Raw genomic sequence first — 23,673 nt, 5'->3', positions numbered from 1 at the left:
TAATTTATGCCAATCCGCTATACAACGCGAACACCATTTCACGAGCGGTCACGCCGCAACAGGAAAAGCGCCTACATGCGGATTCTGAACCGCATCAAAAGGGCTGCACCGGTCTTGGGTGGAAAATTCACGACGAACACCTATATGCATGGGGAAAATGGGTGGATTGATGGCCATTTCCTCGGCACCAAACCGCCCATTTCTTACAGTCTTGTACTGCAAACGACCATTTGTGAATACAAAGAATTGGTCAGAAGTCGGGCATGGGAGATGTCGTACGAGCTGGCCCCTGAACAGGAACTTTCCCTATTTGACGGCGCGGTGAAAGATCCCAAAACGGGCCATTATGTGAGCCGCCAGTGCGAACCCTATCGATACCCTGAACTTGGAAATATGACGCGCTTGCAGTGGTGCGAGGCCCAACATCAAAATATTGCGGACAGCGGCGAGATTCAGGTCTTTGAGAAATGGACCTTGCATCATGACTATCACCGCAGTGTTGGTCTGCACGCCACCATTGACGTGCCGTTCCTGACCATTGAGGCCGTCAATGCATTTATCGGTCGGTTTTTGATGACTGAAGCGGATTTCCTGGATCCAACTCCGCACACTTATCGCTACGAACAGGTTTCGTATTGGGGGCTGGACTCTAACGCACTCGCTGAACCGTGGGAGTGGGGCGCGGCTGTCAATCAGCAGTCCATTGACGACGAAAAGGCCACACCCGATGGGGTCTGCTTGCAGTCTGTATCCGTTGAGAGCTGATGGCCATCAAGTACGGTGGAGTTGTTTAGCTTCGCACCTATTGGTAACTGAATCCCGATCTCGCAGTCATGACACCAAATATTCCCGCCGATTTCCCCCGAGAACCCTACCCTGGCGCCATACCTGGTGCCCAGCCCAAGTTCATTGCGCGAAAAATGGATGGCCGATTTGTCGTCGGCCTCACCGATGAAGAGCTGCAAGAGCGCTACGACGTTTGCGCTGAGCTTATCCAACAGCTGATTCCGTATTGCGTAAATAAACAGCGCGACAACCCGGCGTGGACTACGGCGGATATTTTGCTCAGGGTAGCCGATGGCGTCACCTCACAGGGATGGGGGCAAACGCCCCCAGAGATTGACTGGATAGTAGGACGGATCGCGGACGAGCTAGGGTGGCCCCCGCTCGGTATTAAGGCTAGAGTACGGTGATGATGAGCCCAGTCCGGTCACACGCGCCGGCCACTAGCAGAATCGGTCGCTCAAGTGTGAATTACCAGTGACTCAATAAGACTGAAGGCCGCTGTATGGCATTGCGAACTGAGTGCTCCTTACCGGTCCCTCAGGACGGTGGAATGTCACTCTATTGACGCCGACCAGAAGTTGATCATCTGTGCCGCTCTCCATGTGACGAGGCCAATTCTCCGAATGGCCATAGCCAGCAACCTTTTGAGGAAAATAAAGTGATCAATTAATCATCGGCAGACGACATGTTGAAGGATCAATTCGACGTTGGCGGACACAGGCCAAGGCTCAGGGCGCCAACTGTGTGGACTTCCCGCGGTCTGGTAGACAGTTCGGGCCTATGATTTTTTCATAGGAGCAAGCCATGAGTATTCAACGTTTTCAACCGGCATTCAGGTGCGTACCGCGCGCGAGCGTGTTGGCGCGCAGGCATGACTCGGCTGCGCGCGTCACCAGGGTGACGATGGATGCCCGTCGGTAGCGGCATCCAGTGAATCAACAGCTTCGACCGCCACTTTCAAACGAGTGGCGAGCTTGGTGGCAAACGCCTCACGGTTCTCTGGCGAATAGCTCCAAACCCTAACCCTTCGCAGCGGACGCACGGCGTGAATCGCCGCGACCTGCACCAGCGCCTGACGCCCCGAGCCGATGAGGCAAAGTCATCGGCCTTGGTCGATGCCAGCCACCGCGTTCCAACGCAGGTGATCGCTGCCGTATGGAGTTGTCCCAAGAGATTGGCGTCGATGAGGGCCAGGAAAGTTCCTGCTTTCAGGTCGAACAGCGTGTACATCGCCTTGGCGCCGGCCGGTGTGTTGTCCCGGGTCTTGTGCCCACCATCATATCCGGCACTGGGAAGTACGGCGCCCAGGGGGTGAAAGGACGACTTGTCGCCGAACGTGCCAAGCACCTTCTCAATATTTGATCCTTCGCCGGCAGCGACTTCAGCGGTGCGCAGCTACAGCGCTTCGATGGCCTGGGCCAGCGACACCGTTTCCGCCACGTCCTCTTTGCTCAGCCACAACGCGGACTTCTCCATCTTTAGTTCCACTATACCCATCATGTACCAACTCGCAGTCTGCGGCCCCTCTTGCAGCACCGCAACGCCGTCACAGGAAAAGCTATTGTTCCGCGATGCGCATTGAAGATATCCAGTCTCCACTCGTATAGTTCGAGCGATTGCAGCGACTAGGCCCCGGCCGCCGCGTTCGATCCGAGAGGAGACGACGCACAAAACCAGTGGTCGAAAACCCATTTGGCGAATGCCTACTTTGTCCGCGTGCCCCTTCTCTTAAAACTGCCCTCAAAACCATGCCAAAGACGTCCTTGAAGTCGCTCCAACCCACGCTCTACCAACTCGCAGAAGACGGCCGTACGCTCGATTTTTTCTTCGTGCAGTGCCCTGCCTGCGGAGGGCTCAGCTTCCCGGCCAACGTGCCGGGCTGCACACATTGCGGTGATGCATTGGTCGATGCGCAGAAGGTGAGTCGTCCAGGCGGCGGTGAACTTCTGGAGTACGTGACGCTCCACGTTCCCCTGGTGCCGGGGGTGGTCGCTCCAAGAATCGCAGGGGACATACGCATTGCCGACGGCGTGGTCGAGGAAGGGATGATCGCGGCAGAGGACGGCGCGGCACTTAGTCCGGGGGTAATGCTTCAGGCGGTTGCTGAAATGCGCGATGCCGAAGGTGTCTATGCCTGCCGCTTCGTGCCAGCCAACGCAAAGGTGGCCTCATGACTACCAACAAACAATCCACAGACATGGCACAGCTCAGCCCTTCATCTCAGCGTTGGCTGGACGCCAACGGCGGCGTGTATATCGTCGGCATCGGCATGCACCGATATCAATTTCCCACCGAAACCCCCTACACCGAGCTCGGTCTGACGGCGGTGCGCGCCGCATTGGCCGATGCGGGTTTGCGTTGGAACCAGGTCCAGAGCGCCTATGTTGGTGCGACCTCGATCGGGATGGCAACCGGACGTGTGATGTTGCGTCACATCGGATCGACCGGACTCAGTGTCACCCAGATAGAAAACGCCTCCGCCTCGGGCTCGTTTGCATTCCGCCAAGCCTGTATGGAGGTTGCGACCGGTATGAGCGACGTTGTCTTAGCCATGGGTGTGGACAAGAGCGGGGATTGGCGGCACGCAGCGAAGAAGAATGGCTTGGAGCGATTGAGCGACACAGCCACTGTTCCAATTCTCAAATATGCGAAGTTGGCGCACGCGTATATGCGCGAGCGTGGTGCGACCGCGGCGGAAATGGCGGGTGTCGCGGTCAAGAACCATGGCAATGCGGCGCTCAATCCCTTTGCCCAGTTTCGTAAACCGCGCACACTCGAGCAGGTGCTGGCGTCGCCTTGGGTGGCAGGTGAGCTCACCGTGCAGCAATGCTGCCCCGTTGGCGAGGGTGCGGCTGCGGTACTTCTTGTGTCTGGACAAGCGATCCGCCGACTTGGCCTTGACGCGCGACGCTGTGTGCGCGTGCGCGCCTCAGTGGCCGGCAGCGAGCGCAACGAATGCCGCTATGGCGAGGGCGCCATGGAGCTTGTGAGCATAAGTGCCCATGCTGCGTTGGAACAGGCTGGCATCGCTCCGACCGAACTCGACCTCCTCGAACTGCACGATGCCTTCTCAATCGAGGAGCTGCTGTACAGCGAGGCCATCGGTGTCTGCGAGCCTGGCGAAGGGGCAAAGTACCTTGCACGAGGTGACTCGCAGATTGGCGGACGCTGTGCCATCAATGCCTCGGGCGGTTTGATTGGCATGGGTCATCCCATGGGGCCGACGGGCATCGGGCAACTGGCGGAAATCACACGCCAGCTGCGCGGCGAGGCAGACGGTCGACAGCACCCGAACTCACGTTGGGGCATGGCGCACATGATCGGTCTGGGCGCCGTATCCATTGCGCACGTGCTCTCGGCCGGCGCGTGAGCGCCAGAACTTCCAACAAGCGTACATCTCCATGAAATCCATAGACACTCAGAACTTTGGCGCGCTCCTTTACGAGGTGCGCGGCCAAGTGGCAGTTATCACGCTGAACCGGCCTGATCGAATGAACTCATTGGGCAGCACGATGCAGCCCGATCTTGCACGCGCGTTCTTCGAGTTTGCACGAACGGATGACCGCGTGCGAGCGGTGCTGATCACCGGCAGTGGTGAGCGTGCCTTCTGCGCCGGTGCCGACATCAAGGAGCGCGCTGACGTTTTGATGCGCGGTACGGAGTACTTTTTGAGCCAGAAAGCGATGCAAGATTTGTTTCGCAACATCGAGGAGTTCGAAAAGCCGGTTATCGCGGCCATCAATGGCGTAGCCTTGGGCGGCGGCCTGGAGCTCGCGCTGTGCTGTGACATCCGGCTGGCCTCAGCCAGTGCACGGTTCGGCCTGCCCGAGATCAAGCTCGGTGCCATTCCCGCTGCCGGCGGAACGCAGCGCTTGCCACGGCTCATCGGAGAAGCCCGTGCCAAGGAGTTGATCTTTTCGGCCGAACTCATTGCCGCCGACGTGGCGCTGCACTACGGTCTCGTGAGCCGCGTGCTGCCGCCTGCCGAACTGATGTCGGCCGCACTCGAGTTGGCTGACCGCATCGCGCGACTTCCGCCACTCGCCGTCCGTTTCGCCAAGCGTGCGATCAACCGCGGTATGCAAACAGACCTGGATTCCGGGCTTGAGTACGAGCGCTACGCCGCCTCCATGATCTTCGACAGCGAAGACCGCATCGAAGGCATGCGCGCATTCGTCGAGAAGCGCGAACCCTCCTTCAAGGGCCGCTGAGCGCAGCGAGATCCAGCACACATATATGAACGCACCTATTACCGTGGCGCCCTATCAGGGTCTTAAAGTTCTCGATCTGAGCCAGGGCGTCGCAGGCCCCTACTGCGCAATGCTTCTGCTGAAAAGCGGGGCAGAGGTCATCAAGGTCGAACCTCCATCGGGCGATTGGAGCCGTGGCCTTGGCTATGCTCCGGAGGGAATGAGTGCGCCGGCCATTTCTGCCAATCTGGGCAAGCGTTCAATTTGTATCGATGCGCAGAACGAACGCGGTCGCGAACTCATACGCACGCTTGCAGCGCAGGCTGACATCGTCATAGAAAGTTTCCGCCCTAGGGTGATGAAAAGGCTCGGCCTCACATACGCCGACCTCTCCAAGGACAAGCCTAATCTGATCTATGTCTCAGTCACGGCCTTCGGTTCCGATGGTCCCTACGCGGAGCGCCCAGGAACGGATAGCGCGATCCAGGCGATGAGCGGCATGATGGAGGTCAATCGGGACCGCAACGGCAACCCCCGCAAGGTCGGCATTCTCGTGGTTGATATCGCGGCCGGAATCTATACAGCGCAGGCGATTGGCGCGGCGTTGTATCGGCGTGCGACCCAAGGGGTCGGCGCATATGTGGAAATCTCGCTGCTGGAGGTCGCGGCGGCTGTGCAGAGTGGCGCCATCGTCGACGAAACCATCCGCGATGGACGCGTAGTTCAGCCCTTGAGCTTGCCATCGGGAACATTTGCAACGCGGGACGGGCATCTCATTGTGACCGCCCTGCACGACCGGATGTTTGCTGATCTCTGCAAGACGATCAAGAAAGAGGAATGGATCACCGATGCACGGTTTGCCACGGTGGCTGCGCGCTTCGAGTCTGCTGACGAGATCAACACCACATTGGAAAAGATCTTGCGGGAAGAACCAACCTCGTACTGGCTGGAGGCGCTCGGCAAAAGCGGGGTGTTGTGCGGGAAGGTGTCTGGTTACGCCGACTTTATTAACGACCCCCAGGTCAAGCAGCAGAAACTATTTCAGCAGGTCCATCATGACGGTCTCGGCCAGGTACCGGTGCCGCGCACGCCGGGCTCGTTGGACTGCGTGGAAAGGCCCGCACCGCGCAAGGGAGAACACGGGAGAGAGATTCTCGCCGAACTGGGTCTCAGTGCGGGGAAAATCCAGGAACTCGTTGACGCGGGCGTTGTTTTGGCCTCAGTCGCGTAACTCGCATCCCACAGCACTTCCTTCGTGTGTTCGCCGAGCAGTGAGCACGGACAGGCAACGCCGACCGCCTGGCGTGCGGCAAAACCCCCATTCCAGAGCAACTGACGCAGAGCGCGGTCATAGCTGATGGAGCTCTTCGGTGCCAACGGTTTTCAGATATCATGAACTAGAGGCTATCGGCAACAACCCGCGCGATCAAGGAGATTGGATTGGCAAAGGCATCAACGGAGTTCTTGGGGTCGCGTCGGTCGTCCGTATCGCCTTTGGCGGATCTGACCACACTGCAGATCTTCGTGCAAACCGTTGATCTCGGAAGTTTTTCTGAGGTCGCGCGACGCATTGATGTCAATCCCGCCATGGTCAGCAAGCGCATTGCGAGCTTGGAGCGAAAAGTTGGGCATCGGCTGCTCAATCGCAGTACGCGGCACCTCGTGTTAACCGAAGCCGGACAGCAACTCTATGACCACTGCGTGCGAGCATTGATCGAACTGGATCAAGCGGCCGAGGCATTAGCTTCGCTACAGGACAGGGCCAGTGGCCTGCTGCGTATCACCGCGCCGGCCTTGCTGGGGCAGGCGATGATTGCGCCCAAGTTACCCCAGTTTCTTATTCGGAATCCGAAGTTATCCGTGGATATAGACTTTCTGCCGGAGCAGATCGACCTTTTCAAGAACCGAGTTGATATTGCGGTACGGATTACGGATACTTTGGATCCTGGGCTGATCGCAATCAAGCTAGCGCCTTACGGCAGAGCTTTCTGTGCTGCGCCTGAATACCTGCGACTTAACGGCACGCCTACACGGCCTGAAGACCTAATAGATCACAACTGCCTGGTTACGCGTGGAGCGGTTCAGAATAGGCTGAACAGGCGCTGGCCTGTTCGTAAAGATGGCGAGATCAGTAGTGTGCCTGTCAAGGGAAGCCTGACAACCGATAGCGGCAATGCGGCGCGGCTAGCTTGTCTGGCCGGCCTGGGCGTTATCTTGGGGCCACGTTGGTTGCTCGACGAGGATATCCGGGTAGGTCGGTTAACCGAAATACTGGTGGACTTCGCTCCAGACAATCGTTCGGTCTATGCACTGCTATTGGAGCGGACAAACACATCGGCCAAGCTGCATATTGCGATTGAGTTCTTGAAGCTCTGTTTTGCCGATATCCAGTATCCGGCGCATCGCCCTGGGTGAACCAGTCAGCGATCCGAGCAAAGTCATTGGCGTCTCTGTCGCCATAGGCACGCGTCGTAGGCACTCTTGGCCTACTTGTTCCGCAGGCGGCTGAATCTTGTTCCGTCCACCGTGTTGAGTGTGTGCGGGCATCAACCCATAATCACATCACGCCGACACGCCGCCCTGTACGGAGACGTTTAAACGTGGCGCACCAGCTGATCAGCGACTATTAAGTTACTCAGCTTTGTGATGACTCGAAAAAGGGCTGGGTCCCCCCGACATTGAATGCTGTATATATTGAAGGAACTAGCGAAATGAACCGCTCGCCTGTACTGTGGTTGATCGAACAAGAGGTCGTGGATCTGGTTAGTCTCGAAGATGCAATCGAAGCACTCGAGGCGGGTCTGGTGCAAGAAGACGGTGGGGGCGCAAAAAACGTCGCCAAGGCACTCAGCACCTGGGGTGATGGCAATTCAATGCATTCGCTGGGGTCGATTTTTGTGTCGAAGGGATATGCTGGATTCAAGACCTGGGTTAAAACCAAGCCAGGAGGGGCGGCGATATTTGCTTTGTTCAATTCAAACAGTGGCAGTCTTGTTGCCATGATTGAGGCGGGCGCACTTGGGCAGATGCGTACCGCCGGAGTGTCGGGGCTGGCGACTCGCTGGCTCTCGAAGATCGATGCCCAAGATATGGCTTTGATAGGGACTGGGGCGCAATCACTAACTCAAATCGCGGCAACTGCGGCAGTCCGACCCATTAATAGGCTCAGAGTATTTAGTCCCACACCTGAGCGCCGCCGAGCATTCATAGATAAGGCTCGGACGTTGTTCCAGTTCCCGATCGACGAATCCGCGTCGGTGCAAGAGGCTGTGGAGGGTGCTGAAATTGTCACTTGCATTACGCGGTCGAGCGAGCCGTTTCTGAAGGCAGAGTTTTTGAGCTCGGGCTGCCATGTCAATGCCGTTGGCGCGATATTGCCAGCCAATGCCGAATTGGAACAGGATGTTTTTGATCGGGCGAACTTGGTGGTTGTTGACTACCTTCCCAACGTCAAGGCGGCATCCAGGGAGTTTATTGAACGATTTCAAAATGGCCCTGGAAATTGGGATGACATAAAGAGCTTGGGTAAAGTCATTGCCGAGGGCCGGCAACGAGCGCCCGGCGTGGATGTCAGTCTGTTCAAGGCGCTTGGTATGGGTCTTTCCGATCTATCGATTGCCGTCATGGTCTATGAAAGAGCGTGTCAGGCCGGAATTGGAAAAAGCCTACCTCCCCCTGTGCGTGCCAAACCCAGATGGGGGGCGAGTCGAGAGGGAAATCTAGTCGGGGTTGATGCGTGATTGGCAAAGCAACGAGACTCCATTCCACTGGGGTAGTCTGTCTTCAATAGGAGCATAAAAATGAGTGGTCGAGGCAAGAATTTTTTGGATGTTTGTGGTGCAGCTCCGCGGGTTCAGAACACGTGGGCTCCTTTGGTGGTCAGCAAGCAAGAAATCAATCTGGAGGTTGAGCGTTTGATCGATGCTGCCAAGCCCGACAACGGGCGCCGGGCATCCATGGTCGTGCATCCCGAAGCAGACAAGCAAAGCAAAGGCTTCGCCCCTGGCATCGACGTCACCATCCACGTACTGAAACCCGGAGAGCGCACGCGCAATTTGCGCAAGAACTCCAACATGGTCGAAATATGCGTGGCCGGCTCGGGCACCGCGTCCGTTGGCGGTAAAGTGACCAAGGCCGAAAAATGGGACGTATGGAACACGCCTTCGATGCGCGTGCACAACTACTACAACGACGGAAAAGAACCTTGGGTATGGCTCACATATTCAAACGCCCCGCTGCTGGAAAAACTGGAAGTCCACTACGTGGAAGAGTTTGATGGCGCTACACCGCCATCAGATATGGACACCAAACAAACCACGCGCGATCCCGGAAAAATAGCACGCGCCAGGGACCTTGCTCTCAAGACCAAAATTAGCGAGGATGGCGCTCACCTGCTGGGATATGAATGGCTTATTGATATCGACACCGTCGAATCAAAATCTCTTCATTGGCCATGGAATAAGGTTTCGTCATATTTCCCGGACATTACCGAGATCGGCAAGGAATACAACGGGCGCAGACTTTTCGTCTTGTACAACCCGGTGACCGAGCGTCGCATCGGCACGACGCCAAGTTTCTTTGCGTCGCTGTCCTGCTCCCTACCGAATAGCAACAACATTGCACATCGTCATAGCTCCTCCTCCATCAACTATTACCTGCGTGGCGGTGGACACAGCATGGTCGATGGCCAGCGTCTCGATTGGCAGGCGGGTGATCTGATGCTGTCTGCCCCTGGGTGGGCAATGCATTCGCATCACATCGGAGACAGTCAAGTGTCGACCTTGACTATTCAGGACCATCCGTTTCAGATTGCCGTGGAGTCACTGATCTGGCAAGAGCGTATCGAGGAACCGATTTTGGCTCTTGGCAACCAGGTGGGATTCGAAAGCAATCGTGCCTCGGTTGGTACGCGCTAACGATCCATTTTCCCGCACCCCCGATTTGAAGAGGATTGAAATGGTTGATTTTTCTAAGGAAACTGCCGCAGCTTTACGCGGGCAACTTCGCGATTTTTACGACGACTATGCATTCTGCCTGGATGAAGTCGAGCTTGAGAAATGGCCGGATTTCTTTGTCGAGGAATGCCATTACCGCATTCAGTCGCGCGAGAACCACGACGCCAATTTGCCCGTCGGTATCGTCTATTGCATGAACAAAAACATGCTGAAAGACCGAGTGACCGCTCTCAGGAACACCACGGTCTATGAGCCCCGGACGCTAAGGCATTTCATCAGTGGTGTCAGGATTGATCAGGTTTCGCCTGGGGAAATCCGCACGCAAGCCAATTTTCTCATCATCGAATCCATGTCGGATCAAGAGCCCATGGTAAATATGGTCGGGCGATACATTGATCGAATCGTTCTCGAAAATGGTAGCTTGAAGATCAAATCGCGAGATTGTGTCTACGATAACTACCAAATACTCACATCATTAATCATTCCTGTGTAGTTGCCATTAGGAGACGATAAAAAATGGAAGCCCCAATCTCTATAGTCCCGAAAACCCCCAATTCAGCCCCTCTGATTAATCGGAAATGGCCTGAAGATGGCGGAACACGAATCCCTGCCTGGGTTTATTCGGACTCGGATATTTTCAACAAGGAAATGGATCTGTTCTTTTCAGGACGGACCTGGAACTATGTTGGATTGGCCTGTGAAGTGCCGGAGCCCGGTTGTTTCAAGCGCAACTGGATTGGAACTAAGCCCGTGATTTTGGTGCGGGGGGAGAACGACGAGTTCTATGTCCTTGAGAACCGATGCGCACACCGAGGCGCTCAAGTTTGCTGGAAGAATACCGGCCAGGTCAAAGACTTCACCTGCCCCTACCACCAATGGAACTTCGCGCTTGACGGAACCCTGCAAGGGATTCCGTTCAAACGAGGCGTACTGGGCAAGGGCGGGATGCCTGCGGATTTTGATCCGAAAAAACACGGCATGCGCAGGTTGCGCAGTGTCAATAGAGGCGGCTCTATCTGGGCCACATTTGCGGAGGATGCGCCTAGTTTTGAGGACTATTGCGGCCCTGAAGCTCTGGCCGAGATCGATCTTGTCATGCCGGGCAAGCCGTTGAAGCTGCTTGGATACCAGCGCCAGGTGATCAACAGCAACTGGAAGACGTATCTCGAAAACCTGAAAGATCCGTACCACGCAACGCTCTTGCATTCCTTCTACATCACGTTCGGATTGTGGAGGGCTGATTCCGTGTCCTCCAACACGCCAACGGTCGGCGGCATGCACAGCGTCATGACTTCGACCAACTCCGGCAAGAAGGTCACAGAAGCGACGGCAGAGATGGCCCGATTCAATGACGGATTGACGATGTTGGACGCCGAGACGGTCACGCCTCGCCGTGAGTTCAATAACAGCAGGGTGGGGGGCGTGACGCTCTTTCCGTCTGCCGTTCTGGGTATTCAGGCGAACTCGCTGAAGACCCGGCATCTCATCCCCATCAGCCCGACCAAACACGCATTGGTTTTCACCTACTACGGCTATGAAGATGACGATGAAGAAATGAGCCGTTTGCGTCTGAAGCACTCCAACTTGATCGGACCTGGCGGATTTGTGTCCATGGACGACAGCGAGATGCTGACTCAGCTCCAGAATGGACTTTCCGGTTATCCGGAGAGCGTCGGCGTGATTGAGATGGGCGGTAAGGGCGTGGAGCCTGTGGACTACATGGTCAGTGAGGTGCTGATTCGCGCTTTCTACAAGTTCTATCGCGAAATGATGGGCCTGTAGACAAGAACAAGATGGAGCTTGAAATGGCTGATGACTGGAAAGATGCGTGTTCAACATCCGACGTCGATGATCTCTGCCCCAAGGCGGTTTTTGTCGAAGGTCGAGAAATCGCGATTTATCGCGTCGGCGAAGAGTTTTTCGCTACGGACAATCTCTGTACCCATGGCAATGCCCGTTTGTGCGATGGCTATCAGGAGAACCACGAAATCGAATGCCCGCTGCACCAGGGGCGCTTTGACGTACGGTCTGGAAAGGCGCTTTGTGCGCCCTTGACCGTAAACCTGAAAACCTATTCAGTGATCGCGGTCGATGGTCGGATCCGGGTTGCACTCCAGGCCAAATCCGAAAACCTCGATTTCAGCAAATGAAGCTCGTCAGCTATTACGTCCCCACCACCGATGAGCCGCATTCACGATACGGTGTGGTCGCTGGTGAGCGTGTGTACGACCTGACGACACCACGTTTACCCACGCTGCGGTCGGCGCTGTCGGTCGAAGGTGTTGAAGCAATTGCCGCGCGAGCCGCCGACACGGTGAAAAAAACGGACGGCGCCCCGCTCGCTTCAATCACGCTGCTTCCTCCAATTGCCGATCCCGACAAGATCATTTGTGTTGGCGTCAACTACGCTACGCATGCGCAGGAGACCGGCAATGAGACGCCGGATCGCCCGGCATTTTTTGTACGCTTTGTATCGTCCCTGGTCGGTCACGATAGCCCTACCCTGCGCCCACGCGTCTCCGATCAATTCGACTTCGAGGCCGAGCTGGCAGTCATCGTAGGCCGTAGAGCCTACCAAGTGGCCGAGTCCGATGCGATGGCTTACGTGGCCGGTTACTCATGCTTGGCGGAGAACTCCGTACGAGATTGGCAACGGCATTCAAGGCAGGCAACTGCCGGAAAGAATTTCATCAAATCTGGGGCTTTTGGGCCTTGGCTGGTCACAGTAGATGAAGCAGGTCCGATAGAGGCGATGAGCATTGTGGGGCGCCTCAATGGAGAGGAAATGCAACGTGACAGCGCCGCGAACATGATCTTCTCTGTTCCCCGAATGATCTCGTACCTGTCGACGTTCACTGAGCTGTTGCCGGGCGATGTCATCTGCACTGGGACACCTGCAGGAGTGGGCCATACCCGAAAGCCGCCACGCTATCTGCGGCCGGGTGATGTCTTCGAAGTCGATATTTCTGGCGTTGGCGTGTTGAGCAACCCAGTTTCCCAAGGATGTTGATCCTTCAACTGTCGCCGTGCGCGACAGCTTAGTGAACATGTCGATGATTGATTCTGTTGTGATCGCTGGTGCAGGCCAAGCTGGCGCGTGGGTCGCTCGCACACTGCGTAGCGAAGGCTACGCGGGGCGCATTGTGATGTGCGGTGCGGAAGCCGAGCCTCCTTACGAACGCCCTCCCCTTTCAAAAGAGCAACTGGTGCCAGGTGCGCCGGGCATGACGTATCTCATTGGGGCCGAGGAGTTCCCGGAGTTGTCGGTGGACTGGAGAGCGGCGACTTCCATCGAAAAGATCGATCGAGCTTCGCGCAGGGTCGCGCTCTCATCTGGCAGGTGGTTGGATTACGGCGCGCTGGTGATCGCGACAGGCGGCCGTGCTCACTTGCCGCCGATACCCGGATTTGACTTGGGTTGTGTATTCACCTTGCGCTCGCTTGGAGACGCTCGCCGGCTTCGCTCGCGCTTGCTGCCGGGCAGCCGCGTATTGGTCGTCGGTGGTGGATGGATTGGCCTGGAGGTTGCCGCCACGGCTGTCCAGGCGGGGGCCGTCGTCACTCTGGCTGAAATGGGCCCCAGCTTGTGTGCTCGCAGCGGGTCGCCGGCGTTGTCCTCCTACTTGTATGAACTGCATGCTTCGAAGGGCGTCAACCTGCGCCTGAACACCCGAGTCGTACAACTGCTGGGTAACGGTCAGGATGGCTGCATCGCCGAATTTCACGATGGAAGCAAACACGAGGCCGACGTCGTTGTGTTGGGGGCTGGCATGAGGCCCAACAGCGAAATCGCGCTGGAAGCCGATCTGGACTGCGATGGTGGTGTGGTGGTGGATGCGGCCGGGCGAACCTCAGATCCAGCCATTTACGCGGCCGGCGACGTGGCGGTCTTGCGCACTTCGGATGGCCGCAAATTACGCCTGGAGTCCTGGCAAAACGCGCAGGATCAGGGAATAGGGGTGGCGCAGTCTTTGCTGGGCAAGCCAGTGCAGTATGACCCGGTGCCATTTTTCTGGTCATCGCAGTACGACGCACTGATACAGATGGCTGGCAACCCACGAGATGCCACGCAATCGCTGGTACGTGGTGTGGGCCGTCAGCGGACTCACATTGGCCTCGATAGCTCGGGAAGAGTTGTCTTCGGAATGTGTATCAATGCCCCGCGGGACATTCGCATGGTGCGTCGATCTATCTCAGATACCTCTTCGGATAGATGGCAGCCCATGGATGGGTTCGTCGCGGACGGGTCGCTCACCAGCTGAATCCGTTCGTGTTTCCGGGAGCCCCTGGGAACAGCACCTTTTCCGCAGACGTTATTGAAGCTGCGAGGCGTCGTACGTAGCATGTCGTTCAGAAGACTTGCGCATGGGTTTCCGCACCACCAGCGAACGGGCTATTCAAAGTAAATGCAGCACGGGTGCTGTCAACATAGGAAATGCAGAAAATGAAACTAGTGTTTTTGCGCGGCATTGGCCGCTGGCTGGCGGTCGCTTGTGCCGCGCTCGCGGTGTCCACCGCGCAGGCGCAGTCGTATCCCATGAAAAACATCACCGTGGTTTTGCCATTCGGGGCGGGGACAGCGTCGGACACCGCCCTGCGGCTGCTCATGCCTTACATGGAGAAGAAGCTCGGCCAACCCATCGTGTTCGACTCCCGGCCGGGTGCAGGGACCCTGGTGGCGAGCAGGTACGTCGCGGACGCCGCGCCCGATGGCTACACGCTTCTTCTGAGCGGGCAATCCAGCCTGCTCGCGCCGGAAGTGAATCCGGCGGCCAAGAGCAACTACGCGAAGGACATGGTCCATGTGATACCGATCGCCTCGGTCCCCAGCTTCCTCATGCTCAACCCCGAGCTGCCGGCGCGCACCTTGCCCGAGCTGGTGGCGTACATGAAAGCCAATCCCGGCAAGCTCAGTTATGCATCGCCCGGCATCGGCACCGGGCCGCACCTGCAAATGGAGTTGTTCAAGCAGGTCACCGGCACGCAGATGCAGCACGTGCCGTACAAGGGCTTTGAATCGCTGTTCACCGACCTGGTGGCCGGCCGTACCCAAGTGACGATCATGACCTATGCCCCCGCCAGAGCCTACGTGGGGGCGGGCAAGTTGCGGATCATCGGCACCACGATGCCAGAACGCATCAAGTCCTTGCCGGACGTTCCCATCATGGCAGAGTCCGGCGTACGCTTCACCGCCGTTCCATGGATCGGCCTTTCCGCTCCGAAGGGTACACCGCCACAAGTGGTGGCGACCTTGCAGCAGGCCGTGCAGGAAGCGCTGGCGCAGCCGCATATCCCCGCGCGACTCGCAAGTCTTGGCATGGAGCCGATGTCCATCGAGCCAGCCAAGTTCCAGAAATTCGTGGAGCAGGACGTCGAGAACTGGTCGAAGTTCATCAAGCAAAGCGGCATCAAGATCGAATAGAAGTGAAGTCCTCGGATCTTGATTTTTCAGCCAATTCGGTTTCGTAATGGAGAAAGTAATGCAAAACAAAGTAATCGTAGTGACGGGCGCCGGCAACGGCATTGGCCGCGCAATTGCCCTGCTTCTTGGCGCCAACGGTGCCAAGGTGGTGGTCAACGACCTCGGCTCGAATGGTAGCGGTGAGGGCAGCGATGTCAGCCCTGCCCAAAAGGTGGTGAAAGAAATTCGCGCCGCCGGTGGTTCGGCCGTCGCCAATACGGACTCCGTGTCCAAGCCTGAGAGTGCGCAAGCCATCATCGACACCGCCATCCGTGAGTTCGGCCGTATCGATGGGGTCATCAACAACGCCGGCATCCTGCGCGATCGCATCTTCCACAAGATGAGTATCGACGAATGGCAAACCGTCATCGACGTGCACCTGAACGGCGCCTATTACGTCAGCCGGGCCGCTGCCACCTACTTCAAGGAGCAAGAGAGCGGCACATTTGTCCACATGACCTCGACCTCGGGTCTCGTGGGCAATTTCGGTCAAGCCAATTACGCGGCGGCCAAGCTTGGCGTCGCTGCATTGTCGAAGTCCATCGCACTCGACATGGCACGCTACAACGTGCGCTCGAACTGCATCGCCCCATTTGCATGGAGCCGCCTGATCGGCACCATCCCCGCCGACAACGATGCCCAGCGCAAACGCCTCGAACGCATGCAAGCCATGAAGCCGGAACAGGTGGCGCCTGTCGCGGCCTTCCTTTGCAGTGATGCGGCCGCCGACGTGAACGGCCAAGTTCTGGCGGTGCGCGCCAACGAGATCATCGTAATGAGCCAGCCGCGCCCGGTTGCCTCGGTCCACCGCGCCGAAGGATGGACCCTGGAGACCTTGGCAGAACACGCCGTTCCGGCGATCAAACGGGCGTTCACGCCGCTGGAGCGCTCCCCGGACGTGTTTTGCTGGGACCCGATCTGAAGCAGACGGACGGACACCTGATCTCGCGGTGCCCGTCGCCTGATGACAGTCAGTGTCGCCACGTCCATCAAAAGTAAATGCAGCACGCAGATGCTGTCAACACAGGAGATAAGAAAATGAAGTCAATGATTTTTGGCGGTATTGGCCGCTGGCTGGCGGTCGCTTGTGCCGCGCTCGCGGTGTCCACCGCGCAGGCGCAGTCGTATCCCACGAAAAACATCACCGTGGTCTTGCCGTTCGGTGCGGGAGCGGCACCGGACATTGCCCTGCGGCAGCTCGCGCCCTACATGGAGAAGAAGCTCGGCCACGCCATCGTGTTCGACTACCGGATGGGCGGGGGAACACTGTTGGCGAGCAAGTACGTGGCGGGCGCCGCGCCCGATGGCTACACGCTCTTTCTGAACGGGTTTTCCAGCGTGCTCGCGCCGGAAGTGAATCCGGCGGTGAAGAGCAATCACACGAAGGACATGGTCCATGTGATGCCGATCGCCGTGATTCCCAACTTCATCGTTGTCAACGCCGACTTGCCGGTACGCACGGTGCCCGAGTTGGTGGCGTACCTGAAGGCCAATCCCGGCAAGCTCAGTTATGCGACGCCCGGCATCGGCACCGGAGCGCACTTGCAACTGGAGTTGTTCAAGCAAATCACGGGCACGCAGATGCTGCACGTGCCTTACAAGGGGGTCGAAACGCTGTTCATCGACCTGGTGTCTGGCCGCGCCCAGGTGGCGATCCTGACCTATTCCGCCACCAGAGCCTACGTGGAGGCGGGCAAATTGCGGATCATCGGCACCACGATGCCCGAACGCCTCAAGTCCCTGCCGGAAATTCCCACCGTTGCAGAGTCCGGAGTGCGCGTCGAAGTCGCACCCTGGGTCGGCCTTTCCGCTCCGAAGGGTACGCCGGCGCAAGTGGTGGCGACCTTGCAGCAGGCTGTGCAGGAAGCACTGGCGCAGCCGCATATCCCCGCGCGGCTCGCAAGTCTCGGCCTGGAGCCGATGACCATCGATCGGGCCAAGTTCCAGCAATATGTGGAGCGGGACGTCGAGAACTGGTCGAAGTTCATCAAGCAAAGCGGCATCAAGGTCGAATAGCGAAGTGCACAAGGCGTTGATCGCCAACGCAGACGTTCCCGTTGGTGATCAACGCAACAGCTTGCGGTCTTAGTGAGTGCTCATACTATTGAAATTTCCGTAATTTATGACATCACCACAGCGTAGCCTGCATCCAGCAAGCGGCGATGATCGAGGGGCGCTTCTGGGCGCTCTTGAGCTTGTTGCGCGCGGTCGTGTGCAACTCGCTCAGATCGTTGGTGCAGTAGTTGGCCAGCGCATGTCGTTTGAGCCAGGCCCACAGGTATTCCACGGGGTTCATGTCCGGCGCGTACGGCGGCAGGAATGCGATCTGGGTGTGCCCGGCCAAGCTGTCCAGATACTCGCGCACCAAACGACTGCGATGCGCCTTCAAACCATCCCAGATGACCAGCAGTGGCTGCTTCAAGTGGGCCTTGAGCGCCTTGATGAATTCGACGATCTCTTCTTTCTTGATGCTGCCCTCGTGCAGCCGGAACAAGCGGTTGGTACGCGTCAGGCCAGCGATGACCGAGACAGGATTCCAGTTGAAGTGAAACTGGATGATGGGCGTCTGCCCCTTGGGTGCCCAAGTGCGTACCCGGGTTGGACGCATCGCTGATGCCGGACTCGTCGACGAAGACGATCAGCCGGCCTTCTCTCTGGGTTTTTTTAAACGGCCGGCCAGGTACTGCGTTTCCAGCTGCGCACGGCATCTTCATTGCGTTCGATGGCCCGCTTCTCGGGCTTTTGCGGACTGAAGCCGAGTGAGCCCAGGATGCGCCAGACCTGCGTCTGGCCAAAGCGCACGCCGTGCATGCGTTCGATGACAGCTCCCACACGCTTGAGCGTCCACAGTTCGGTGCCAAATCCTTGGCTTGTGGGGCTTTGCAGCAGGGCTGCACGAACAGCCGCCAGCTGTTGCTCATCGAGTTGGGCCGGACGCCCACGCTCGGCCACCTCTCGCAAGGCATCGATGCCGCCCTCATCGAGCAGCCGCTTCCATGTGTATACGGTTTGCCGGGCCACCCCCACAGCCAAGGCCACCTCGGCGCAGCCCTTGCCCGCTAGCAGCATCCGGCCTGCCTTCAATCGTTTCTTCGCCGCTTCGCTCAATCGTTTTTGCACCACGCCAATATTCTCCAGAATTGCTACTGGAGACATAACGCATGCGATGCTCAACGGTTGTCATGATTTACGGAAATGTCAATAAATTTCCTTCAAAGATATAGAAGTTATCCAATTGAATCCAGTCATTGCCTGGCTTCGATCAGCGTCCGATTCGAGCGCTACGAGTCCGGCTGTGAGTTCCCCCTCGACGGCATCCAAGTCGGCGAAGACATGGTTGGCGAAGCAGTCCAGGCGTATGGCTTGCCAGAGGTGTTCGGTGGGATTGAGTTCGGGACTGTAGGGCGGGAGATAGATCAACCGTATGTTGAAGGGCACCGCCAACTCGCCCGCCAGATGCCAGCCGGCCTGATCCATGACCATCACGATGAACTCCTTGACGTGGCGCTGGGCGACCTCGGCGAGGAACAGCGATATGGTCTCGGCATTCACCCAGGGCAGAACGAGGCTGTCCATCACTCCGTCGTGCGGGCAGACGACGCTGAAGGCGTAGATGTAGTTGCGCCGGTTACGCTGGCGGGGCGGCCCCGGTCGGAGGGCCGTACCGGCACCTCACAGCGTGGCGCCGTGCCCAACGTACCCGAGTCGCCATTCGAGGCGAGCTACGGCCCGACGATCGTGAACCTTTATGCGTTGGCGGCCCGACGTCACATGTATGAGTTCGGCACCACATCTGAGCAGTTGGCCTGGGTGAAGGTTGCGGCAGCGCATCACGCACAGTTCAATCCGAACGCTTTCCTGCGCAAGCCGATGACCGTTGAAGACGTACTTTCGTCACCGATGGTGGCGGACCCGCTGCACCGGGACGATTGCTGTGTCGTGACCGATGGGGGCGGCGCGCTGGTGATTGTGCGACCCGAAATCGCCCGACAACTGGGCCGACCCATTGTGCAATTGATCGGCGCCGGCGAGGCCCCCAAGGGTCAGCAGGGTGGCCACATTGATCTGATTACAACGGGCGCGGTGCGCTCCGGTGCCATTGCGTTCGCCGAGGCGGGCGTCAACCCGGCCGACATCGACTACGTGTCCATCTACATCACGGTGATCTTGCAGCTTGAGGACCTGGGCTTTTGCCGCAAAGGGGAGGGTGGGCGCTTCGTCGCTGACGGTAACCTGATCTCCGGCTCAGGCACATTGCCGTTCAACACCGACGGCGGTGGCCTGTGCAACAACCATCCTGACAATCGCGGCGGGATGACGAAAATCATCGAGGCCGTGCGGCAGTTGCGTGGCGAAGCGCATCCAAGTGTGCAAGTCAAAAATTGCCGTTTGGCCCTTGCTCAGGGAATGGGTGGCTACGTGTCTACCCGCCATGGCAGCGCAACATTGATTCTGGAGAGGGGTTGACCATGGCGACAGAACAAGCGAATCCGGCGACTGCCTTCCCACAGGAGGTTAGCCCCTATTTCGACGCCGCTGCCGAGGGTCGTCTGCTAGTGAAGCGTTGCACCGACTGCGGACAGAACCATCATTACCCGCGGGCAATCTGTCCGCACTGCGGATCCGACCGCACCGAGTGGGCTCAGGCGAGTGGACGCGCAGTGATCTATTCATTCGCCGTGGCCAAGCAAGCTGCCGGTGGCGTGCACATCCTGGCCTATTTCACGCTGGATGATTGCCGCGTGACGATGCTGACGAATATCGTCACGGATGCACCCGCCGAACTGTATGTCGGGGCTGAGGTGCAGATCGTCTTCCGTGCGGGACTCGACGGCATCGTGATGCCGATGTTTGTCCCGGTAGTGCAGCCTTGACAGGCGTCCAATCAATCTCAAACAGAGAAACTCGCATGCCACTAAATCGCACCCAGATGCTCTCCCGCGCACCATCCGATGCTGATTTCCGTCGCTATCGTGATGCGCCGCTGTCGCGTTCCCCGATGGCGTGTGACAAGCGCCCGGACGGTACGTTGTTGCTCCGCGCACTGGCCCCACCGCTGGACGGCCCCGCACATGGCTTTTCGAGCTTCGTTGCACAATGGGCCGATACGCGAGGCGCGGTCACAGCAATCGCCGAGCGTCAGGGTAAAGGGGGGCGAAGCATTCACTGGGCCGACTTCCACACGAAGATGCTCGCTGTTGCCGCGGGGCTTCTCGATATACAGGCGGGGCGAAGCGGCCCGCTGATGATCCTGAGCGGCAATTCCATCGAGCAGGCAGTGCTGACGATGGCGGCGGAGTACGTGGGGATCGCGGTGGCGCCTGTGTCGGCGAACTATTCGCTGCAGGCCGGAAACTATGCGCGGCTAAGGGGTATGTATGACTTGGTGGAGCCGGCAACGGTGTTCGTGCAGTCATCCGCCGCGGTTGCCGGTGCGCTGGAAGCGTTGGGCATCCAAGCCGAAAAAATCATCGCCGTGGACGACGTGGCACCCGGTCATGCCAAATGGAGCGACTTGGCTAGCGCAGTCCTATTCAGCGCGCAGTTGCATCGCGTCGAGGAGGCGCGAGCGGCCATTCGCCCCGGCGACACGGCACGGATTTTCTTCACGTCAGGCTCAACCGGCACGCCCTAAGGCGTACCGCTTTCGTATGCGGTGCTGTCGCGTGTAAGCGCGCAGATTAGTTACCTGCACCAAAAGCTGGAACCTGTTCCCTTGGTCATGCTCGACTGGCTGCCTTGGAGCCATTCGTTCGCTGGGCTGGGCAGTCTGGGGCGTATATTCACGCTGGGCGGCTCGTACTACATCGACAATGGGCGACCGTTGCCGGGTTTGTTTGAGTACACGATTGAGAACCTGCGCGAAGTCACGCCCACGTTGTTTGCCACGGTGCCTGTGGGATGGGTTCAACTGTCCGCGGCGCTGGAGCGCGATGCCAGCCTCGCCCAGTCGTTCTTTAGACAACTGCAGTATGTCAGCTACGGAGGCGCGGGAATGTCGCGTGTCATCTGGGAGCGCTTCCTGGCTGTGGCACGCAGCACCATCGGCGAGCAGATCTTGTTCACATCGAGCTTTGGTGCAACCGAAACTGCCGCGTCGGGCCTCAACTACAACCGGCCCGAGGACGATATGGGCAACATCGGTGTGCCGAATCCCGGCGTGGAAGTGAAGCTTGTGCCTTTGGTGGGCAGCAACTCGCGCTACGGGATTCGCATGCGCAGTCAGAACGTCTTCACGGGCTATCTCAAGCGCCCGGACCTGACGCAGGCGGCATTCGATGACGAGGGCTTTTATTGCCTGGGTGACGCGGTGGTCTTGTCAGACCCGCGCAACCCCGAGGCGGGCCTTCGGTACGCTGGTAGGTGCCTAGAGGATTTCAAGCTGGCGACGGGCACCTGGGTTCGTGCCGGGTCGGTGCGGCTTGCGTTGATCGAGCGGTGCGCACCCCTGATCACGGACGCGATCATCTTCGGACATGACCAGGACTATATCGTCGCGCTCGCATAGCCTAACCTGGCCGCCTGCCGCGCGTTGGACCCTTCGCTCGCAGGCGTCGCGCCCCGTGAACTGGTAACAAACTATCGTCCTCTCCGCCTTGCGGGAGCGCCTTCAGGGGCAGCCGAAAGGCGCGTCCAGCCGGGCTGTCACCGGCTTGACGCTGATGTCCGAACCCGCTTCCGTAGAGGCCGGCGAGATCGCGGACAAGGGGTACATCAATCAGGCTCTTGCCAGGGAACGCCGCGCGCCGCTGATCGAGCAGCTTTATTCAAGTCTGCAGGGCGATGCCTCGACTTTCATCGTTCAAGGCCATTGAGGCGACGGAAGATTGGTATGAGCGAGCAACAAAAAATTCGACCCGCCGAACCCGACCTTTCAGCGCTGGAGATTCGGCGACTGGATGGCGGAATTTGCGTATTGGTCATCAACCGCCGCATTGCATGAACGCGCTGGACCCTTACGCGGCCGCTGCGTTGCGCCTTGCGCTGAAGGATGCCATGGCGGATACGAGCTTGCGCGTGCAGGTGCTGGTGCTGCATGGTGCGGGCGGGCACTTCTGCACGGGGTTTGATCTCAAGCACAAGCGCGTAGCCGGCGAAGAAGGCGCGTTGCAAGACTGCTTTCGCATCCTTCAGGACGGACCGCTGCCCAGTATCGCGGCCATCGAAGGCAACGCTTTTGGGGCAGGGGTGTCACTGGCGTTGGCCTGTGACCAGATGGTGGCCTCCCGTCAGACGAAGATATGCGCTCCCTTCACGGACATCGGCCTGGTGCCCGATGTGGGCATGGCGATCACGATGGAGCGGCGAGTGGGACCAGGGAATGCGCGTCGCTGGATGTATGAAGGCTCAGTTGTGCTTGCCGACGAGGCGCTGGCCACGGGGCTAATCGACGCGTGTGCGGAACAGGGTCAGGCGCTGGAGGTTGCACTAGGACAGGCAGGGCGCTGGGCACAACGCGTGCCCTTGGCGATTGCTGCTGTGCGCAGACTCAGCAGCCTGCCGCAGGCGCTGATGGAGCAAGTGTTCGCTGAAGAGCACCGCCTGCAAGCAGAACTGGCGGCGACCGAGGACTTTGCCGAGGGCGTCAACGCCTTTCGTGACCGCCGCAAGCCCGTCTTTCAGAGGCGTTGAGACTGCGCCGAGTACCGGGGCGAGCTTGACCCGTTGCAGGCATAGGCCACGGCCCGTTGGCCGATCGCGCATGCGGCCATAGGAAAAATAATTGTTCCGCAACGCGCATTGAAGACATGCGGCCTCCACTCTTATAGTTTGAGCACTCGTAGCGACTAGGCCCTGACTGCTGCGTTCATCCCGAGGGGAAACGACGCATCAAAATGAAAGAGCAGCCCGTGACGAACTATGCAGAACATCCCGCAGTGGGCCAAGTCATCGCGTCTTTCGCCGCGCTCGACCCGCGCGACCACGCCTTTTCGGCCGGCCTGATTGCGCCGCAGGGAACCTGGCTTCGACAAGGCAAGATCCTGAAGGGCTCAGCCGAAGCGCGTGCGGCTCTTGACGACAGGCCAGTGAATCGCGCCACGTGCCATCTCGTGACCAATGTTCGACTGGAGCTGAAGGACGACGATCACGTCGCGGGCACCTACTACCTGACCGCATTTCAAGCCATCACGGACAGCGCGAGTACTCCTCCCGAACCGCGGTTGGCGGCGATTCTCGAGTGCCGGGATCAACTCGAACGCGCGGGCGACATGTGGCACATCACTGACAAACGCAGCCGGCGCATGATGCCGCCCGCTATAGCTTCGGCCGCACGTTAACA

The 23,673-nt window shown here is 58.5% G+C and carries 22 protein-coding genes and 3 pseudogenes; 22 read left to right on the top strand and 3 right to left on the bottom strand.

Going from position 1 to position 23,673, the window contains the following annotated elements:
• The first annotated feature begins 75 nt into the window (after window positions 1-75).
• Window positions 76-765 (top strand): hypothetical protein, encoded by a 690-nt coding sequence (locus BM160_RS06270; protein ID WP_092002236.1) that lies wholly within the window; start codon window positions 76-78, stop codon window positions 763-765.
• Window positions 766-1,675: 910 nt separating this feature from the next.
• Here BM160_RS06270 and BM160_RS23130 read toward each other — a convergent pair.
• A pseudogene (locus BM160_RS23130) lies at window positions 1,676-2,016 on the bottom strand (hypothetical protein).
• Window positions 2,017-2,549: 533 nt separating this feature from the next.
• On the opposite strand from BM160_RS23130, the gene BM160_RS06250 reads away from it, so the two are divergent.
• The 15 genes from BM160_RS06250 to BM160_RS06180 all read left to right on the top strand — a co-directional run bounded on the left by BM160_RS06250 (window position 2,550) and on the right by BM160_RS06180 (window position 17,408).
• A complete protein-coding gene (locus tag BM160_RS06250) occupies window positions 2,550-2,960 on the top strand; it encodes a zinc ribbon domain-containing protein (RefSeq protein WP_092002624.1) in 411 nt (136 codons plus the stop codon).
• Window positions 2,961-2,983: 23 nt separating this feature from the next.
• Window positions 2,984-4,156, top strand: a complete 1,173-nt coding sequence (locus tag BM160_RS06245) for a thiolase family protein (protein WP_092002621.1) — start codon at window positions 2,984-2,986, stop codon at window positions 4,154-4,156.
• A gap of 31 nt (window positions 4,157-4,187) precedes the next feature.
• Entirely contained in the window at window positions 4,188-4,997 is an 810-nt protein-coding gene (locus tag BM160_RS06240; RefSeq protein WP_092002222.1) for an enoyl-CoA hydratase/isomerase family protein, read from the top strand.
• Window positions 4,998-5,022: 25 nt separating this feature from the next.
• A complete protein-coding gene (locus tag BM160_RS06235) occupies window positions 5,023-6,207 on the top strand; it encodes a CaiB/BaiF CoA transferase family protein (protein WP_092002220.1) in 1,185 nt (394 codons plus the stop codon).
• 209 nt (window positions 6,208-6,416) lie between these two features.
• A complete protein-coding gene (locus BM160_RS06230; RefSeq protein WP_092002217.1) occupies window positions 6,417-7,391 on the top strand; it encodes a LysR family transcriptional regulator in 975 nt (324 codons plus the stop codon).
• 296 nt (window positions 7,392-7,687) lie between these two features.
• On the top strand, window positions 7,688-8,716 hold the full coding sequence (locus BM160_RS06225) for an ornithine cyclodeaminase family protein (protein ID WP_092002214.1): 1,029 nt from the start codon (window positions 7,688-7,690) through the stop codon (window positions 8,714-8,716).
• Between the two features lie 60 nt (window positions 8,717-8,776).
• Entirely contained in the window at window positions 8,777-9,892 is a 1,116-nt protein-coding gene (locus tag BM160_RS06220; protein ID WP_092002211.1) for a cupin domain-containing protein, read from the top strand.
• Window positions 9,893-9,932: 40 nt separating this feature from the next.
• On the top strand, window positions 9,933-10,424 hold the full coding sequence (locus BM160_RS06215) for an aromatic-ring-hydroxylating dioxygenase subunit beta (protein ID WP_092002209.1): 492 nt from the start codon (window positions 9,933-9,935) through the stop codon (window positions 10,422-10,424).
• A gap of 23 nt (window positions 10,425-10,447) precedes the next feature.
• A complete protein-coding gene (locus BM160_RS06210) occupies window positions 10,448-11,713 on the top strand; it encodes an aromatic ring-hydroxylating dioxygenase subunit alpha (protein WP_092002206.1) in 1,266 nt (421 codons plus the stop codon).
• A 23-nt stretch (window positions 11,714-11,736) separates the two neighbouring features.
• The gene (locus BM160_RS06205) at window positions 11,737-12,081 is read left to right on the top strand and encodes a non-heme iron oxygenase ferredoxin subunit (protein ID WP_092002618.1); all 345 of its coding nucleotides are present in this window, start codon (window positions 11,737-11,739) and stop codon (window positions 12,079-12,081) included.
• Window positions 12,078-12,941, top strand: a complete 864-nt coding sequence (locus tag BM160_RS06200) for a fumarylacetoacetate hydrolase family protein (RefSeq protein WP_092002204.1) — start codon at window positions 12,078-12,080, stop codon at window positions 12,939-12,941. Before BM160_RS06205 ends, BM160_RS06200 begins: the two co-directional genes overlap by 4 nt.
• Before the next feature lie 37 nt (window positions 12,942-12,978).
• The gene (locus BM160_RS06195) at window positions 12,979-14,193 is read left to right on the top strand and encodes an NAD(P)/FAD-dependent oxidoreductase (protein ID WP_092002201.1); all 1,215 of its coding nucleotides are present in this window, start codon (window positions 12,979-12,981) and stop codon (window positions 14,191-14,193) included.
• A gap of 182 nt (window positions 14,194-14,375) precedes the next feature.
• The gene (locus BM160_RS06190; protein WP_177218933.1) at window positions 14,376-15,353 is read left to right on the top strand and encodes a Bug family tripartite tricarboxylate transporter substrate binding protein; all 978 of its coding nucleotides are present in this window, start codon (window positions 14,376-14,378) and stop codon (window positions 15,351-15,353) included.
• Between the two features lie 58 nt (window positions 15,354-15,411).
• Entirely contained in the window at window positions 15,412-16,314 is a 903-nt protein-coding gene (locus BM160_RS06185) for an SDR family oxidoreductase (protein ID WP_255368683.1), read from the top strand.
• Window positions 16,315-16,430: 116 nt separating this feature from the next.
• Entirely contained in the window at window positions 16,431-17,408 is a 978-nt protein-coding gene (locus BM160_RS06180) for a Bug family tripartite tricarboxylate transporter substrate binding protein (protein ID WP_177218932.1), read from the top strand.
• Between the two features lie 112 nt (window positions 17,409-17,520).
• On the opposite strand, the pseudogene BM160_RS22130 reads toward BM160_RS06180, so the two are convergent.
• Window positions 17,521-18,515 (bottom strand): annotated as a pseudogene (locus BM160_RS22130) (IS630 family transposase).
• A gap of 75 nt (window positions 18,516-18,590) precedes the next feature.
• Window positions 18,591-18,971, bottom strand: a complete 381-nt coding sequence (locus tag BM160_RS22910; RefSeq protein ID WP_255368682.1) for a transposase — start codon at window positions 18,969-18,971, stop codon at window positions 18,591-18,593.
• On the opposite strand from BM160_RS22910, the gene BM160_RS06165 reads away from it, so the two are divergent.
• The 6 genes and pseudogenes from BM160_RS06165 (at window position 18,861) to BM160_RS06135 (ending at window position 23,671) form a co-directional block, all read left to right on the top strand.
• On the top strand, window positions 18,861-19,859 hold the full coding sequence (locus tag BM160_RS06165) for a thiolase domain-containing protein (protein ID WP_369821755.1): 999 nt from the start codon (window positions 18,861-18,863) through the stop codon (window positions 19,857-19,859). The genes BM160_RS22910 and BM160_RS06165 overlap by 111 nt on opposite strands.
• Window positions 19,860-19,861: 2 nt before the next feature.
• Window positions 19,862-20,266, top strand: a complete 405-nt coding sequence (locus BM160_RS06160) for a Zn-ribbon domain-containing OB-fold protein (RefSeq protein ID WP_092002182.1) — start codon at window positions 19,862-19,864, stop codon at window positions 20,264-20,266.
• A gap of 35 nt (window positions 20,267-20,301) precedes the next feature.
• Window positions 20,302-21,900, top strand: a pseudogene (locus BM160_RS22905) (AMP-binding protein).
• 154 nt (window positions 21,901-22,054) lie between these two features.
• Window positions 22,055-22,207 (top strand): hypothetical protein, encoded by a 153-nt coding sequence (locus BM160_RS06145; protein WP_177218931.1) that lies wholly within the window; start codon window positions 22,055-22,057, stop codon window positions 22,205-22,207.
• Window positions 22,208-22,331: 124 nt separating this feature from the next.
• Window positions 22,332-23,024, top strand: a complete 693-nt coding sequence (locus tag BM160_RS06140) for an enoyl-CoA hydratase/isomerase family protein (protein ID WP_177218930.1) — start codon at window positions 22,332-22,334, stop codon at window positions 23,022-23,024.
• Window positions 23,025-23,227: 203 nt separating this feature from the next.
• Window positions 23,228-23,671, top strand: coding sequence for a nuclear transport factor 2 family protein (locus BM160_RS06135; protein WP_092002168.1), 444 nt, complete (start codon window positions 23,228-23,230; stop codon window positions 23,669-23,671).
• The last annotated feature ends 2 nt before the right edge of the window (window positions 23,672-23,673 follow it).

The sequence above is a fragment of the Polaromonas sp. OV174 genome (assembly GCF_900112285.1).
GTDB lineage: Bacteria > Pseudomonadota > Gammaproteobacteria > Burkholderiales > Burkholderiaceae_C > Polaromonas.
Note: the sequence above shows the minus strand (reverse complement) of the source record. Positions and strands in the feature narration are given on the sequence as shown.

Coding starts and splice junctions, on each gene's coding strand:
- BM160_RS06270 (WP_092002236.1), top strand. CDS start 76: ATGCGGATTCTGAACCGCATCAAAAGGGCTGCACCGGTCTTGGGTGGA.
- BM160_RS06245 (WP_092002621.1), top strand. CDS start 2,984: ATGGCACAGCTCAGCCCTTCATCTCAGCGTTGGCTGGACGCCAACGGC.
- BM160_RS06240 (WP_092002222.1), top strand. CDS start 4,188: ATGAAATCCATAGACACTCAGAACTTTGGCGCGCTCCTTTACGAGGTG.
- BM160_RS06235 (WP_092002220.1), top strand. CDS start 5,023: ATGAACGCACCTATTACCGTGGCGCCCTATCAGGGTCTTAAAGTTCTC.
- BM160_RS06225 (WP_092002214.1), top strand. CDS start 7,688: ATGAACCGCTCGCCTGTACTGTGGTTGATCGAACAAGAGGTCGTGGAT.
- BM160_RS06220 (WP_092002211.1), top strand. CDS start 8,777: ATGAGTGGTCGAGGCAAGAATTTTTTGGATGTTTGTGGTGCAGCTCCG.
- BM160_RS06215 (WP_092002209.1), top strand. CDS start 9,933: ATGGTTGATTTTTCTAAGGAAACTGCCGCAGCTTTACGCGGGCAACTT.
- BM160_RS06210 (WP_092002206.1), top strand. CDS start 10,448: ATGGAAGCCCCAATCTCTATAGTCCCGAAAACCCCCAATTCAGCCCCT.
- BM160_RS06205 (WP_092002618.1), top strand. CDS start 11,737: ATGGCTGATGACTGGAAAGATGCGTGTTCAACATCCGACGTCGATGAT.
- BM160_RS06200 (WP_092002204.1), top strand. CDS start 12,078: ATGAAGCTCGTCAGCTATTACGTCCCCACCACCGATGAGCCGCATTCA.
- BM160_RS06195 (WP_092002201.1), top strand. CDS start 12,979: ATGTCGATGATTGATTCTGTTGTGATCGCTGGTGCAGGCCAAGCTGGC.
- BM160_RS06190 (WP_177218933.1), top strand. CDS start 14,376: ATGAAACTAGTGTTTTTGCGCGGCATTGGCCGCTGGCTGGCGGTCGCT.
- BM160_RS06185 (WP_255368683.1), top strand. CDS start 15,412: ATGCAAAACAAAGTAATCGTAGTGACGGGCGCCGGCAACGGCATTGGC.
- BM160_RS06180 (WP_177218932.1), top strand. CDS start 16,431: ATGAAGTCAATGATTTTTGGCGGTATTGGCCGCTGGCTGGCGGTCGCT.
- BM160_RS06160 (WP_092002182.1), top strand. CDS start 19,862: ATGGCGACAGAACAAGCGAATCCGGCGACTGCCTTCCCACAGGAGGTT.
- BM160_RS06145 (WP_177218931.1), top strand. CDS start 22,055: ATGTCCGAACCCGCTTCCGTAGAGGCCGGCGAGATCGCGGACAAGGGG.
- BM160_RS06140 (WP_177218930.1), top strand. CDS start 22,332: ATGAACGCGCTGGACCCTTACGCGGCCGCTGCGTTGCGCCTTGCGCTG.
- BM160_RS06135 (WP_092002168.1), top strand. CDS start 23,228: ATGAAAGAGCAGCCCGTGACGAACTATGCAGAACATCCCGCAGTGGGC.